At 65.5% G+C, this 13976-nt stretch carries 13 protein-coding genes; 8 read left to right on the forward strand and 5 right to left on the reverse strand.

The features are described from left to right. Window positions 1-68: 68 nt before the first annotated feature. Together ACWEFV_RS10260 and ACWEFV_RS10265 are read right to left on the reverse strand one after the other, a co-directional pair. Entirely contained in the window at window positions 69-923 is an 855-nt protein-coding gene (locus ACWEFV_RS10260; protein ID WP_450070081.1) for a patatin-like phospholipase family protein, read from the reverse strand. Between the two features lie 35 nt (window positions 924-958). After that, window positions 959-1813 (reverse strand): class II glutamine amidotransferase, encoded by an 855-nt coding sequence (locus ACWEFV_RS10265; RefSeq protein ID WP_450070082.1) that lies wholly within the window; start codon window positions 1811-1813, stop codon window positions 959-961. 72 nt (window positions 1814-1885) lie between these two features. On the opposite strand from ACWEFV_RS10265, the gene ACWEFV_RS10270 reads away from it, so the two are divergent. Next, a complete protein-coding gene (locus ACWEFV_RS10270) occupies window positions 1886-2941 on the forward strand; it encodes a zinc-binding dehydrogenase (protein WP_450070083.1) in 1056 nt (351 codons plus the stop codon). A 4-nt stretch (window positions 2942-2945) separates the two neighbouring features. Here the strand turns inward: ACWEFV_RS10270 and ACWEFV_RS10275 are convergent, their stop codons facing one another. Next, window positions 2946-3995 (reverse strand): NAD(P)H-dependent amine dehydrogenase family protein, encoded by a 1050-nt coding sequence (locus ACWEFV_RS10275; RefSeq protein WP_135457637.1) that lies wholly within the window; start codon window positions 3993-3995, stop codon window positions 2946-2948. Window positions 3996-4072: 77 nt separating this feature from the next. Beyond that, on the reverse strand, window positions 4073-4987 hold the full coding sequence (locus tag ACWEFV_RS10280; protein ID WP_090427779.1) for a trypsin-like serine protease: 915 nt from the start codon (window positions 4985-4987) through the stop codon (window positions 4073-4075). 372 nt (window positions 4988-5359) lie between these two features. On the opposite strand from ACWEFV_RS10280, the gene ACWEFV_RS10285 reads away from it, so the two are divergent. From ACWEFV_RS10285 to ACWEFV_RS10315, 7 genes are all read left to right on the forward strand, one after another. Next, a complete protein-coding gene (locus ACWEFV_RS10285) occupies window positions 5360-5629 on the forward strand; it encodes a hypothetical protein (RefSeq protein WP_090428913.1) in 270 nt (89 codons plus the stop codon). A 93-nt stretch (window positions 5630-5722) separates the two neighbouring features. Next, the gene (locus ACWEFV_RS10290) at window positions 5723-6172 is read left to right on the forward strand and encodes a hypothetical protein (RefSeq protein ID WP_090427776.1); all 450 of its coding nucleotides are present in this window, start codon (window positions 5723-5725) and stop codon (window positions 6170-6172) included. A 647-nt stretch (window positions 6173-6819) separates the two neighbouring features. Beyond that, complete coding sequence (locus ACWEFV_RS10295) at window positions 6820-7092, forward strand: helix-turn-helix transcriptional regulator (RefSeq protein ID WP_450070084.1); 273 nt, start codon at window positions 6820-6822, stop codon at window positions 7090-7092. Between the two features lie 165 nt (window positions 7093-7257). Further along, entirely contained in the window at window positions 7258-8055 is a 798-nt protein-coding gene (locus ACWEFV_RS10300) for a helix-turn-helix domain-containing protein (RefSeq protein ID WP_450070085.1), read from the forward strand. A 4-nt stretch (window positions 8056-8059) separates the two neighbouring features. Next, window positions 8060-8941, forward strand: coding sequence for a DUF4436 family protein (locus tag ACWEFV_RS10305; protein WP_450070086.1), 882 nt, complete (start codon window positions 8060-8062; stop codon window positions 8939-8941). A 422-nt stretch (window positions 8942-9363) separates the two neighbouring features. Continuing rightward, window positions 9364-10554, forward strand: coding sequence for a lipid-transfer protein (locus ACWEFV_RS10310; protein WP_090428904.1), 1191 nt, complete (start codon window positions 9364-9366; stop codon window positions 10552-10554). Window positions 10555-10757: 203 nt separating this feature from the next. After that, window positions 10758-12521 (forward strand): hypothetical protein, encoded by a 1764-nt coding sequence (locus ACWEFV_RS10315; RefSeq protein ID WP_450070087.1) that lies wholly within the window; start codon window positions 10758-10760, stop codon window positions 12519-12521. Between the two features lie 60 nt (window positions 12522-12581). Here ACWEFV_RS10315 and ACWEFV_RS10320 read toward each other — a convergent pair whose 3' ends face one another. Next, window positions 12582-13961 carry an NAD-dependent succinate-semialdehyde dehydrogenase gene (locus ACWEFV_RS10320; RefSeq protein ID WP_450070088.1) on the reverse strand — a complete coding sequence of 460 codons (1380 nt, stop codon included), beginning with the start codon at window positions 13959-13961 and terminating at the stop codon, window positions 12582-12584. Window positions 13962-13976 lie beyond the last annotated feature (15 nt).

A 13976-nucleotide genomic window follows, 5' to 3' on the forward strand; every position in this document is an offset into this window, starting at 1 on the left:
CTCGCCGAAATGGCATTCCAGCAGGAAAAGTACGAGAAGCGGCCTGTTGGAATGCAGTTTCGGCGGAGCTAGCCCGCCAAGAACGCGGCGACCTCAGCCGCCACCCGCCGGCCCTGCGCACGTCCGGCCTGCGCCGACGGCACCCGGCAGTCCGGGTCGAGCGGGTTCGTCCCGAAGGCGGCCAGGGCGTCGTCGTCGGCGAAGATCCCCAGTGACCGTCCGTCGAAGCCGTCGACCTCCTGCGCCGCGCCGGTGCCGAACGGTGATGGTGTCGAACGGCCCTGCGGCACCAGCGCCACCAGGGTGTCGCAGTCGGCGGCCAGCACCGTGTTGACCGCACTGCCGATCCCGCCGTCCATGAACCGGCGGCCGGCGATCGTCACGACCGGCCACACCGCGGGCACCGCGCAACTGGCGGTGACGGCGTCCACCAGGGACACCCCGGAGTTCCGGTCAAGGGTCACCAACTCGCCGGTGTCGATATCGACGGCTGAGATCCGCAGCTCCCGGTCGGGCCAGTCGTGCGAGGGCAGCCGCGCTTCGATCACCTTGCGCCGGACCGCCGGGTCTATGGTGGCGGTGTTGAGCGCCACGGCACCGATCTGCTGCAGCTTCTGCGCCTTGGTGTTGGGTGTCAGTACGGCCTTGACGAACAGGTCGGTGACGGTGTCGATGCTCACCCCGGGGTCCAGCTCGGCTGATTCGGCACCGATCTGGCGCTCGAACAGCTCTTCCAGACGCAGCCCGCTGCCGAGCTGCGCGGACACCGTCGAACCTGCTGACGTGCCCACCAGCACGTCCGAGGCGAGTAGCGCGTCAGCGGTTTGGGGAGATTCGTCGGCGATGCCCTGCAGGATGCCGGTCTCCCAGGCAATCCCCGCGATACCGCCGCCGGCGAGCACCAGTGCACGTTTGGAAGTCACGAAGGTCGAGTGTGCCAGGGCCCCGAAAGCCGGAGCTAAGCGTGCTGTGACGCGGCCGCCTGCGCGGACAGGTCGTCGCGGCGCAGCAGATGCCGCGGTGGGTCCGGAAATGCGACCCGGGTGCTGATCCGCAGGTCCGCATCGATGTGCACCAGCTCGCCCGGGGCGATGGACTGCCACTTCTCGTCGTCCATCGCCTCACTCGCGAAGACCACCGACGGCTGCGACGTCAGATGCTCGGATTCGGCGCGGATCCGCGCGCTGCGCAGCCGCAGGCGCCGCTCATCGGGGTGCCTGCGGTCGAGCATGTACAGGTCGTGGGTGTCCGGGTAGCGAAGGGCCCACATGTCGGTGGCCGTGCTGAGCAGGATGTTGACGGCGTAGATCGGCACATTGTCGGCCAGCCAGCCGATGGCATCGACGACGCCCGCCCCCACATCGCCGTCACGTGCCCGGGCGGCCGCGGTGATGAGCGCGAAGACGCGTTCGGAGTCGGTCTGACCTTTCACGAGGTCCGCCACCCTCAGCTCACGGAGCCGGTCGTCGAGGCCGCCCAGCCCTTCGACCACACCGTTGTGCGCGAAGATCCGGCCATCCTGGAGAAAGGGATGGGTGTTCACCACGTCAAGCGCGCCGGTCGAGGCGTAGCGGACGTGCGCGATGAAGGTTGTCGCGGTGACATCGTGTGCCTCGGTGGCGAATTCGGAGTCCTGCCACGCCGCGACGGGTTCCTTGTGCAGCTCTGCGACGCCGTCGGCGCCGAATACGCCCAGCCCGGTGCCGTCGGGGTTGCGCCTGCTCTGCTCGGCGAGATTGTCCGGCGCGTCCAGCAGCCAGAAGGTCGCCGGCACCAGCCGGCGGCCGGCGTGCAGACCGAACAATCGGCACATGGCCTCAGCCCACCCGATGAAGTGCCATGATTTTCGATAGTAGCCGGGTAGAAGACAAGAAGGGAGGATGCGATGACATCCGATCTCAGGCCGACCATGCGGGCGGAGCGCTTCTACGCCGACACCAAAAGAATTGTGGTGGAAGATGTTCCGATTCCGGAACCGGGCCCGGGCGAGGTGCTGGTCAAGGTGGCGTTCTGCGGGATCTGCCATTCCGACCTGAGCCTGATCAACGGCACCTTCCCGGCCCAGGCGCCGGTGGTGACGCAGGGCCATGAAGCCTCGGGCACCATCGCCAAGCTGGGCCCGGATGTCACGGGTTGGGCCGAGGGCGATCGCGTGATCGTCGCGGCGGGCCGGCCCTGCATGGAATGCGCCAATTGCCGGCGCGGCGATATCGCCAACTGCTTGCGAATCCGGTTGATGGCCTTCGCCTATGACGGGGCGTGGGCCGAGTACACGTTGGCGCAGGCGGTCGGGCTCACGCGGGTGCCGGACAACGTGCCGCTGGAGCAGGCGGCGATCCTGGCCGATGCGGTGTCGACGCCGTACGGAGCGGTGGTGCGCACGGGCAAGGTCGGTATCGGCGAGTCGGTCGGGGTGTGGGGCCTGGGCGGGGTCGGCACCCACATCGCGCAGCTGGCCCGGCTGGTCGGTGCGGTGCCGGTGGTGGCCGTCGACATCAAACCAGAGGTGCTGGAGCGCGCGTTGGAACTCGGCGCCGACTATGCGTTCGACGCCGGTGACGAGCGGCTCGGCGAGAAGATCTCCGAGGTCACCGGGGGTCGGGGGCTGGATGTGGCGTTCGATGCGGTGGGGCTCAAGTCGACGTTCGAGCAGGCGCTGAGCCAGCTGACCGTCGGGGGGCGGCTGGTCGCCGTCGGGATGAGCGCCCAGGAACCGACCGTCGGCCCGACGTCGATGTTCGGCCTGACTCAGAAGCAGGTGCTCGGCCATCTGGGGTACCAGAACGTCGACATCTCCACGCTGGCGACGCTGGTATCACTGGGCCGACTGGATCTGTCCCGTTCGGTCAGCGAGATCGTGTCGCTGGAGGACGTGGCGGTGGGCATCGACAAGCTGGAGCGCCAGGAGGGTAATCCGATCCGGATCCTGGTGCGGCCCTAGGGTTTCAGCGCAACCCGGGCGCGGCCTTCCCGCTGATGAGCGGCAGGTCCGGGTAGGTCACCACCCCGGGTGCCGCGGCGCATACCGCGGGCACCGAGTTGACGCAGTGCGCGGCGGTGGCGACGACACCGGACTCCGGGCCTTCCTCGCCGGCCTCGGATTGAAAGCCTTTGATGATCACGGTGAAGTCCGGGTTGCCGCGGACCTCCATCTCGTAGCGCTGCCCGGCCGGGCCGAAAGTCCATGCGGGGTCCAGGTTTTCCTCACCCATCAGCCAGTTCACCGTGACGCGCACGACGGGCTCGCCGTCGACGAGGGCCTCCCAGTGGAACTTGCGGCCGGCCACCTGACCGGGTTCGATCACGCCGATCGGCGAGTCGATGGGTGCGGTGGCCACGGCGATCTCCTGGGTGGCCCGGATCCGCGGATCGATCTTGAACCCGACGTGATCCACGACCATCTTGACGGCCTGGATGAATCCACCGTCGAGCATCTTCTGCATCGGTCCGCTCAGCGCGGTGTCGGGGGTGCCGCCGAATCCCATGACGTGGCGCACCACATCGGGCGCGTCGTAGGTGCGCAGGTCGGAAAACTCCTCGGCGCGAACGAAGTTCACCCCGGTGGCCATCGCAGACAGCACCAGCGGGAACTTCTCGCTGATCCCGCCGGGAGCGATGCCGGTGCCGTGCAGCGTGGCGTTGCCCTCCAGAGCGGCGGCCCGCATCGGCGCGGCCTGCTTCTCGCTGGGGTACAGCCAGCCGACGGGGGTGATGACGTTCTTGCCCGAGCGCAGCAGCGCGGCGACCTCGTCCGGGTTGGGGATGAGCGGCGAGTAGATCACCGCGTCGGCGTCCAGCGCCAGGATGTCCTCGGCGCTGTTGGTGGCGATGACGCCGATCGGGTCGGTGCCGATGATCTCGCCGACGTCCTTGCCGTTCTTGGCGTCCGAGTGCACCCAACAGCCGACCAGTTCCAGGTCAGGATGTTCGAGCACGCCCTTGATCGCGGCCACGCCGACCCCACCGGTTGCCCACTGCACGACGCGTAACGTCACAGACCCTCCTCGGCAGAACTAGAACACGTTCTACTTCAGGTCTACACCACCGTGGTCGTCAGCGGAAGCACGATCGATCAGTTGGCCTGGCCTGTTTCACAAGCCGGGTCGCAGACCAAAGTGGTACGGGTCGCATCGAGCACGGGCGCGATCAGCGTGAACTCGCTGTAGTCGTCCTCACCCTCGGGGGACCCACGAAGAATCCCGACGGCGGCGACCTCGTCATTCCCGAGCTTCACATACGCCGGCGAACCCGAATCACCCTCGGCGGAGTAGACGTCCGCCTGCACTTGCGTGCCGGTCACCACTTCGACCTTTCCGCACGTCTCACCGGAGACAAAGCCGAACTTGCAGAGGGTCACGTTGTTGTTCAACAGATAGTGATGATCGAGAACCTTGGTCACCCTGTACACGCCCGCGATCCGCGCGTTCGGCGAGACATCTTCTGCCAGATCAGGATCGACGGCGATCACCGCGAAGTCCGCCCAATCATCCTTACCGGTCTGCACGACCTTGCTCGGTTCGGCCCCGGTCTGACTGGTTGTGAACTCTCCCAATTCGACGTGGGTGTCCGGATCAGTTGCTCGGGTGAAGTACGGGCGATCACCGAATCCCTCTTTGCGACAGTGGCCGGCGGTGAACGCGATCGCGGTATCGGTCGCATCGCGGCCGAGAAACGCCAACGTGCACTCGTGGGAGTCGACTTCATCGGTGGTGGCGTCGACGCTGTCGGTGGCAATTGCGGTGCCCGGCACGAAGTCGTCGAAGGACAGCCAGTCGTTGTTCGTCCCGGTAGCGACCGGAGTCATGTTGGGCTGATCTGCCGGCACCGTCGGATTGGGCCACAGGATCAGGACCACGAACGCCACCACGATGACGACGACGAGCCCCACAACGGTCAACAGGATGCGGCGAAACGCCCGGCGGGGCGGATTGACCGGTGCCGCCGGTGGATAAGCCGTGGACCCATCCGGATCGAAAACGTCGCTCATGCCAGGCCGACCAAGCAGAGATCGGCTCCGGCGATGTCTCTCGTTGTCATATCGACTCCCGTTGGATGGATCAACGGTCGTCACCGTATCCCACGAACCGGTTCGGGACTGAGTTGCTGAGGAGCAATTTCGGCGTTGCCTCGGCGAACTCTTCATCCGCCGAGCACGTCCCCGAAATGCCTAGACTGCGGCGATTGCCGATGCCTTCGGTATCGAAATGTACTGATGCCCAACGTGTAAGAGATGGACCGTCCCCGCACCGGCCGTTTATTGAAACCCTGTGAATTTTCTGGAAGCATCTTGTACGTTCGCCAGGTACTGTCCACTCGGTTTGCTCGGGACGGTCCCGACCTCGAGTGGGAGGAAATCTCTGTGCTGAAGAGGATTGCTGTCGCCGGCGCATTGGCAATGGGCGCCGCGTTGGCCAACACGACAGGCGTCGCCCACGCCGACGACATACTGGTGGTGGGTTACGACGGCGTGGAGGAGTTCTACTACACCGAAGCGGAGTGCCGAGAAGACGGGCCGACCGTTCATCTGCAGATCAACGACCACTCATACCCGTACTGGTACTGCCGGATCGGTGATGACCGCGGTGACACCGAGCACTGGTACCTCTGGAATTCCGACAATCCCAACTAGTTCGGTGCGGGCGCGGCCGAGGGGTCCGCGGCCGGAACACCGACGAGGCGGCGCCGCAGCGCGGGACTCTGGCGGCGAAAGCGAGGAGCACGCATGGATTTTGGTGGTCGGGTTCTGATCGGCACTGCCGCAGCGGGTGCGATCCTCGGCGGATCGCTTGCGCTACCGGGTATCGCCGCAGCTGACGAGATCCTGCCGACGGGGGCGGGCGGGGTCACCTACATCCGCACCGAGTCGGGACGGACATTGTGCGGCATCCAAGGAGACGCGGTGAACTGCACGGTGCAGTTCGTGAACCCGCCGCTGACGGCATCGGGTGACGTCGCCAATTCGGTGACGCTCGACCAGAACGGGAAATTCACGTATCTGGCTGCCGACCTCGGCGTGACGGACCCGCTCCACACCATCCGTTACGACCAGACCTACATCGCCAACGGTTGGGCGGTTGAGGCGTTCAGCGATGGCACGCGGTTCACCAACAACCGCAGCAACGAGGGATTCTGGGTCAGCGTCACCGATGTCAACGCCCTCGGCCAGATGTGATTCTTCGCGAAATTCGCTGAAGGGCAACGGCTATCCTCCCAGCATGAGACGAAGTCCGCCATCACCGCCGGAGTGTTGGTAATGGGAGACGCGCGCCGGAATGTGACCGGCGGACCGCCCAAGGAGAACCGCCGCCGAGGATTCCGCACCTGGTTTGTCGCAGCCTTGGGTGCCGCCCCCTTCCTCGAACACCCAGACTGGGACGTCCACGCCCCGCACCGAATCACACTGTGTGCGAGCATCGGATCGTTGCGGCCCTCGCAGGGAGATGCCCCCACGCTGGTGCCGCTGAATCGGGCCGATCTGTGGGTATTGCCTACGACGGAGCGTCCAGCCGCCGGCACATACGGACCGGTCATCGAGCATTGCGAAATCGCCCTACCAACAACATTGTTCGCTGGGCCAGACCTACCGATCGTACGGCCTCGTCATCCGTTCACGCTCCAGCTCATCGAGCGAATGCGACAACTCGCACCACGAACCGACGGGACCGCGCAGCTGCTCGCCGCGGCGCTCAACGAATCGATGCGGTTGCATCTCATCGATTCGTTCACAGAGCGAGGCACTCCCAGAGTTCGTAGCGATCGCCTACTCGGCGAGGACGAGCAAGCACGGTTGGTCGACTACATCGACGGGGCAGCGTCGAGTTGGGGAGTACCGTTGCGGCCCTGGCTGATCAGGTCGACATGACGGTCGACACGTTCAAAAAGGCATTCGCCGCGACGTTTCACACCACTCCACGCCAGTTCGTGCTCGACCGGCGGATTGCGATGGCGAGGGCACTGCTCGCCGACCCCACCTACTCGATCGCCGACATCAGTGCCCGCCTGGGCTTCTCGAGCACCAGTCATTTCACGACGGTGTTCAAGAAGCGCGTCGGCGTGACCCCCGCCGAGTACCGGCCACGTTGGCCGAAGTAGCACCCGTGCCGACGAAGTAGTCGTCGATACCGGCGTTGCGGCCGTTGGAGCCGGCACGACTCGTACTCGAATAGTTAGGATCCGTACGTCGCGTAGTCCGATGACTGAAGTAACCGGTGTGACGGGTGGACGGGAATCGGCGAGACGGATAAGGGGCAGTGCGACGTGAGCATTGATGTCGAATTTGTGGACCTGCCGCTGCGAGGTGGTTCGGCCGATGCTGGGTTCTTGGCACCCCACCACACCATCATCGTGTATCGCGGCGGCGGAGTACTGGCCAAGGAATATGAACTGGAAAAGGGTCAGTCTCTCCTGGTTGAGAAACCGAAGTTGGGCAACGCGTGGGTTCTTCCTGCCGAACATCGCGCTGCCGTCCTGTGCCGTGGTGCCACCATCGCGCAGTATTGCCAGCTGACGGTGCCCACCGCAGCGCTGGGCTCACAGCCACTGCGCCCGTCCGTGCGCCGTGACCCTCTCTTGCACCAATTGATCGAGCGCATGAACAGCGTTGCCGGCCGCAACGACGTGCTTGCCAGGATCATGCAGGAGACATTGACCGAAACAGTGCGCCTGCACCTGACCGATCAATACGGTCCGCCGATCCTCGAGCGACGGTCGGTGGCGGCGCCCCGTTCACTCGACCAGGCGACCCAGACGTTACTAAAGGAGTACCTCAACGACAGTCTCGATTCCCGGATCAGCCTGGCCGCCATGGCCGAGTTGGCCGGAATGCCGGCCGGGGTATTCACCAGGGCCTTTGCCGCGGCGTTCCACACCACACCTCACCAATATCTGCTGAACCTACGTATCGCTCGGGCTCAGTCACTGCTGGCCAGTGCGCCGTTGACAATGTCCGAGATCGCATTCGCGGTCGGTTTCTCGACTCCCGGCCATTTCTCGACGACATTCAAGGATCGTGTGGGCATCACACCATCGCAGTACCGTCAGCAATCCGCGAGTTGACCGCGTGCCAACGGCGATAACACCGATCAAGGGGCGGGCGGTCAGGTCGGGCGTGCGCGCTGCGCTCATCGGCGGCGTCATTCTGGTCATGATGTTGGCGGCCAGCCTGGGTATGTACTACCCGACCCGCACAAGTGAGAACACTGCCCAGGTATCGGGGGATGACACCAATCCAGACCGGGTTGATTTGACGGCCTGGGTAACCCACGTCGACACCACCAACGGCACCGTCTCGGTGAGCATCTCCAGTCTGGAACCACGCGGTTCGCTGGCCGATGAGAGTGGCCTGTTTCGTGACGATGCCCACCTGAACGCCTCAACATCGCTGACCGCCGTGTCGGTCCCGGTCAAGCACGCCGAGGTGGCACCCAACGTCGATGAGCGTTTTGGGTTGACCGGTGTTGTCACCGACTATCCGTTCGACCGGTACACGGCGACTCTGGACATCCGCATCCTGGATGCAGCCGGCAGCGAGGTGCCCACCGCGATCACGCTTTTCAGCACCGACCCTTTCTTCACGATGAGTTCGTCTGCTGATGACGCGGGGCTGATCAATCTGACATTCACCCGAAGCGCTCCCACATTGGTATATGCCCTGTTCGCCATGGTGCTGATGCTCGGGCTCGCGATCGCCGCCGCAACGGCTGCGTATTACATCTTGCGCGGACGAAGGGGCCTGCTGTTTCCTGCATGTTCCATGATGGCGGCCATGTTGTTCGCGCTGGTGCCGTTGCGCAATGCAGTGCCGGGCAATCCGCCGATCGGGTCGGTGATCGACTTCGGCTCATTCTTCATCGCCGAGATCGCCATCTCGGTGTCCCTGATTGCCAGCGTGATGATCGGCCACCATTTCGAGCGGGCGAACGAACGGTCCAAGACCACATAGGCCGTGGGCAATCAGGCCGCCGAACAGCTCTCCATTCCGGCGCACCCGTCAACAAACATGATCGGGTTCGCACTCCGAAGGCGGGCAGTCACGTTCGGCCACCCGTTTGCTGCAAGCCCAGGGAAATTTGGAAGCGTTCAGGTCAATGCCCTGGCTACACTCCTGGCGCACGCTGCGCAATAGGCGGCGCTAACGTGTGGCCCGATCGCCCGATGACCTCCCTCTTCTGCGGGCGGGCGATCGGGCTTTCAACACCCCTGCACGCGGCCAATCACTTCCTCGACCGAGACCGCGGTAATCCGGCGAACCGGTGGCAGCTCAGGGTGTTCGCACTGCTGGCCGCCGCAGGGTTGGTGGTGCGCTTGCGTCAACTCCAGTTGAAGACGGTTGCCCCGATTTCGCGATGAAGTATGTTCCGTTGCATGGCTAACAAAGTGTTTGTCGTCGGCGTGGGGATGACGAAGTTCGAGAAGCCCGGTCGGCGTGAAGGTTGGGACTACCCGGACATGGCGCGCGAGTCCGGCACCAAGGCGCTCGAGGACGCGGGCATCTCGTATGACCAGGTGCAGCAGGGTTACGTCGGGTACTGCTCGGGTGACTCGACCTCCGGTCAGCGCGCCCTGTACGAGCTGGGCATGACGGGCATCCCGATCGTCAATGTCAACAACAACTGTTCCACCGGGTCGACCGCGCTCTTCCTTGCCGCACAGGCGATTCGCGGCGGTCTGGCGGACTGCACGATCGCGCTGGGTTTCGAGAAGATGCAGCCCGGTTCGCTGGGCGGCGGCGCGCAGGACCGCGAGTCCCCGCTGGGCAAGCACGTCAAGGCCCTGGCCGAGATCGATGAGTTCGCCTTCCCCGTCGCACCGTGGATGTTCGGCGCGGCCGGCCGCGAGCACATGAAGAAGTACGGCACCACCGCCGAGCATTTCGCGAAAATCGGCTACAAGAACCACAAGCACTCGGTCAACAACCCGTACGCACAGTTCCAGGACGAGTACACCCTCGACGACATCCTGGCCGCCAAGATGATCTCCGATCCGCTGACCAAGCTGCAGTGCTCCCCCACCTCCGACGGGTCGGGCGCGGCGATCGTGGCCAGCGAGGCCTTCGTCGACAAGCACGGGCTGGCCGGTCAAGCCGTCGAGATCGTCGGGCAGGCGATGACCACCGACTTCGCGTCGACCTTCGACGGCAGCGCCGCCAACATCATCGGCTACGACATGAATGTGCAAGCCGCCCAGCAGGTTTACGCACAGTCCGGCCTCGGGCCCGAGGACTTCCAGGTCATCGAGCTGCACGACTGCTTCTCCGCCAACGAACTGCTGCTGTACGAAGCCCTCGGCCTGTGCGGCGAGGGCGAGGCGCCGCGGCTGATCGACAACAACGACACCACCTACGGCGGACGCTGGGTGGTCAACCCCTCCGGCGGGCTGATCTCCAAGGGCCACCCGCTCGGCGCGACGGGCCTGGCCCAGTGCTCCGAGCTGACCTGGCAGTTGCGCGGCACCGCCGACAAGCGACAGGTCGACGGCGTCAACGCGGCCCTGCAGCACAACATCGGCCTGGGCGGCGCGGCCGTCGTGACCGCGTACCAGCGCGCCGAGCGCTAGGACCGCGAACAGACGCGCTAGACGAAGGAAGCGGTCGAGGAGCTGGGACCGAAGGTGAGGGTCGCTGCGGGGGCCGGGGGCAGGCAATGGCCACCCGGTTTCCTGCGGCGCTGATTGGCTGATTGCGACGAGGCCGGTTCTCGGTCGGAGGCCCGGCCGGTCCATCCAAGAAATCACCAAGTGCGCTCGGCAACGATGCCGCGGTGGACCAGACACCTGAGCAAGTGCGCTTGTCGCAACGCCTGTGGGACCCCCTGTGGCAACAAGCCAGGCACCGGCCGGCGCGCCTCGGCCCCGGCCGCATCGCAGTACCCCTGCGCATCCTCGCCGTCCTTACCTGGGTCGGCTCCGCGATCATGCTGGCGTTCGGCTTCATCCCGGACCTGTTCGAGTCGAAGAACGGCAGCCTTTACGGCGGCGAACTCGTATTCCTCTACTCGCCGTTCTGGCCGCTGCTGTGCGGCATCGCAATCGGTTCGGGCGCGGCGGCCGCCGGCTACGTCGTCACCGCCACCGGCCCGGACGCCCCGCGACACCACGCGGTGCTGGCGTGGTGTGCCGGGGTGTGGGTCCCGCTGATCCCCGTCCTCATGCTCGCAATCGACCGAGACCGGCAGGCTATTCCCTCTGCCGTCGCGTGGCTCGCCGGCGCCGCGGTGGTGATCACCTGTCTGCACGTGCGCCATCGGGCTCCCCGGCCGTGGGTGGGGCTCGTCCTCGCCTGCCTTGTCGCGGCGCCATGGATCCCCGCCATCCATGCGAATCTCCGGTTCGGGCTCGCCCTGAACGCCGCCAAGCCACCGCCTGACGGCGAACTGCTCGAAATGTTCATCGCCGATGTCTCGACCCGGACCTACGTTCCCGGCATCGCGCTCGCCTTCGTCGGGGCCATGGCCACCGCAGGCGTTGCACTGGCCGCGCACTCCCGGTCGGCCGTCGCCCAGCAGATCTCTGCGCACCGTGGCGGCTGGCGGCTCACCGCATTCATCTGTGCCGTCGCAGCCGCCGTCATCGTGCTCGAGGTGTCCGGTGTCGCGGGAATCTCCTCGGGCTTCATCGAGAACTACTGGGGGCTTGGCCACCCTTGGACGTGGCCACACGCCATCCTCGTCGCGGTGGCGATCGCCTACGTGACCCAGCGCTCGTTCAGGACACCGTTGGTGCAGCGCGGCGACGTGGCCGCGACATTGGCCATCGGCGTCAGCGCCCTCGCCGTCCACATCCTGATCGCCCTCATGCTGATCGTGAATCTGGTCGCGAATGCGGTCACCGGACCGCGGGCAGACACCATTACACCGCCGGAAGGCCTCGTTCTCCTGATCTCCTGGCTGGGCCTCGCCGCGTTGATCCCCATAGCGCTACGTGAGCGGTGGGACGGCACGGTCGGACAGTCGGTTGCGAGAGTGGGACTGCTGTTCCTGGTCCCCGTGTACATCGGGGTGTTGGGCGACCAACTGGGTTACCACTGGCCCGTCGCCTTTTGGGCGAAGGCTCCGCAAGTTGCCATTTGCCTGGCCATCATCGGTTGTGTCGCAACGATCTTCGGCCTACTCGGCAAATCAACACCCATATCGTCGGAGATGGCGAACCGGCTGGTGCTCATCCCACTGCTGATCGTCAGTGGCGCATCCTGGCTGCCGAACGTCATCGCCGTCCCGTTGACACCGATCATCGCAGTCACCGCCGCGTTGTTTGCGCTGTTGTGGGCGTTTCCGGCAGCCGACCGCGACGACGAACACACCGGCGGCGTCCTGACGGTGTCAGCGCAGCTGTTGCTGGTCGCCGCGGCCGCGGCGATCGTCACCTGCCTTCCGGACATTTCGGCCGGCGACCCGACACTCGCGATGCTGCTGTTCGGCGTGCCATTGAGTGTCCTACTGTGCGCCAAGGTAACCGAAGCGTCGAGACAACAGCCGGTAGATATCCGGGGCGATCTCGTCGACGTCCCCCCAACGCGGCCGTCGTGACCGCCTACCGGCGCGCCGAGCGCTAGGACCGCCCCGGCGAACCAGCTGATTCACGCGGTCTCACTCCGACGCCGCGCGAACCAGCTTGTAGTTCACGAACTCCCGGATCCCGAGGGATCCGAGCTCGCGGCCGACACCGGAGCGTTTGGTACCGCCGAACGGTAGTTCCACCGCATCCAGGCCGACACCGTTGACGTAGACCATCCCGGTGTCCAGGGCGTCGGCCACCCGGTCTGCCTGTGCCGCGTCATCGGTGAACACATACGAGCCCAGGCCGAACGGTGTGTCGTTGGCGATGCGCACGGCGTGTGCCTCGTCGGCTGCCCGGTAGACGATCGCGACTGGTCCGAACAGTTCCTCGTGATGAATCGGGTTGTCCTCGGCCACATCGGCCAGCACGCCGCAGGTGTGAAACGCACCTTGCCGCGAACTCGGCAGCAGCGCCTTGGCGCCGGCGTCGACCGCCCGCCGAACCTGGGATTCCAGGTTTTTCGCCGCCCGCTCCGACGAGAGCGGGCCGAGCACGGTCTCCTCGCTCATCGGATCGCCGGGCGCCACTTCGGCCAGCTTGCCGACGAAAAGCTCGACGAATTCATCGAAGTGCCGGTCCAGGATGATGATCCGTTTGGCGCCGTTGCACGACTGCCCGCCGTTGTCGAGCCGCGCCTCGGCCGCAGCCTCCACGGCTGCGGAGAGGCTCGCGACATCCAGCACCAGGAACGGGTCGGAACCACCGAGTTCGAGGACCGACTTCTTCACCGCGCCGCCGGCGAGCCGGCCGACCACCGCGCCTGCCCGCTCGGACCCGGTGAAACTGACTCCGGCCACGCGCGGGTCGGCGATGGTTTCGGCGATCTGCTCCTCGGCGGCAAAGATGGTGGTGAACACCGCTTCCGGAAAACCTGCCTCGGTAAAGATCCGCTGAATCTTCAGCGCGGACTCCGGGCACTGCGGCGCCGGTTTGAGCAGTACCGCGTTCCCGGCGGCGAGACTCGGCGCGGCGAACCGCGCGACCTGGTAGTAGGGGAAGTTCCACGGCATGATCCCGAGGATCACGCCGAGGGGTTGTTTCCGGAGCACCGCGCTACCGGTTCCCGACTGCAGGTCGATCGAATCCTCGGCGAGGAAAGCCTCGGCGGCACCGGCGTAGTAGTCGTAGATGTCAGCACTGAACTCGACCTCGGCACGCGCCTGGCTGATCGGCTTCCCCATTTCGCGCACCGCGGTTCGGGCGAGATCGTCGAGTTGTTCGCGGTGCAGCTCGGCGACCCGCTTGAGCGCGGTGGTGCGCTCAGCTAGCGAGATGTTTCGCCAAGAACGTTGCGCCGCTTGCGCATCGGCGATCACGCCGGCCAGGGCGGCGGCGTCGATGAACGGCCGCTGCTCGCCGGTCTCACCGGTGGCGGGGTTGATCACTTGAAATGGAATCGAGGTTGACATTGTTGCGCTCCAGGT

The organism is Mycobacterium sp. NPDC004974 (assembly GCF_053600815.1).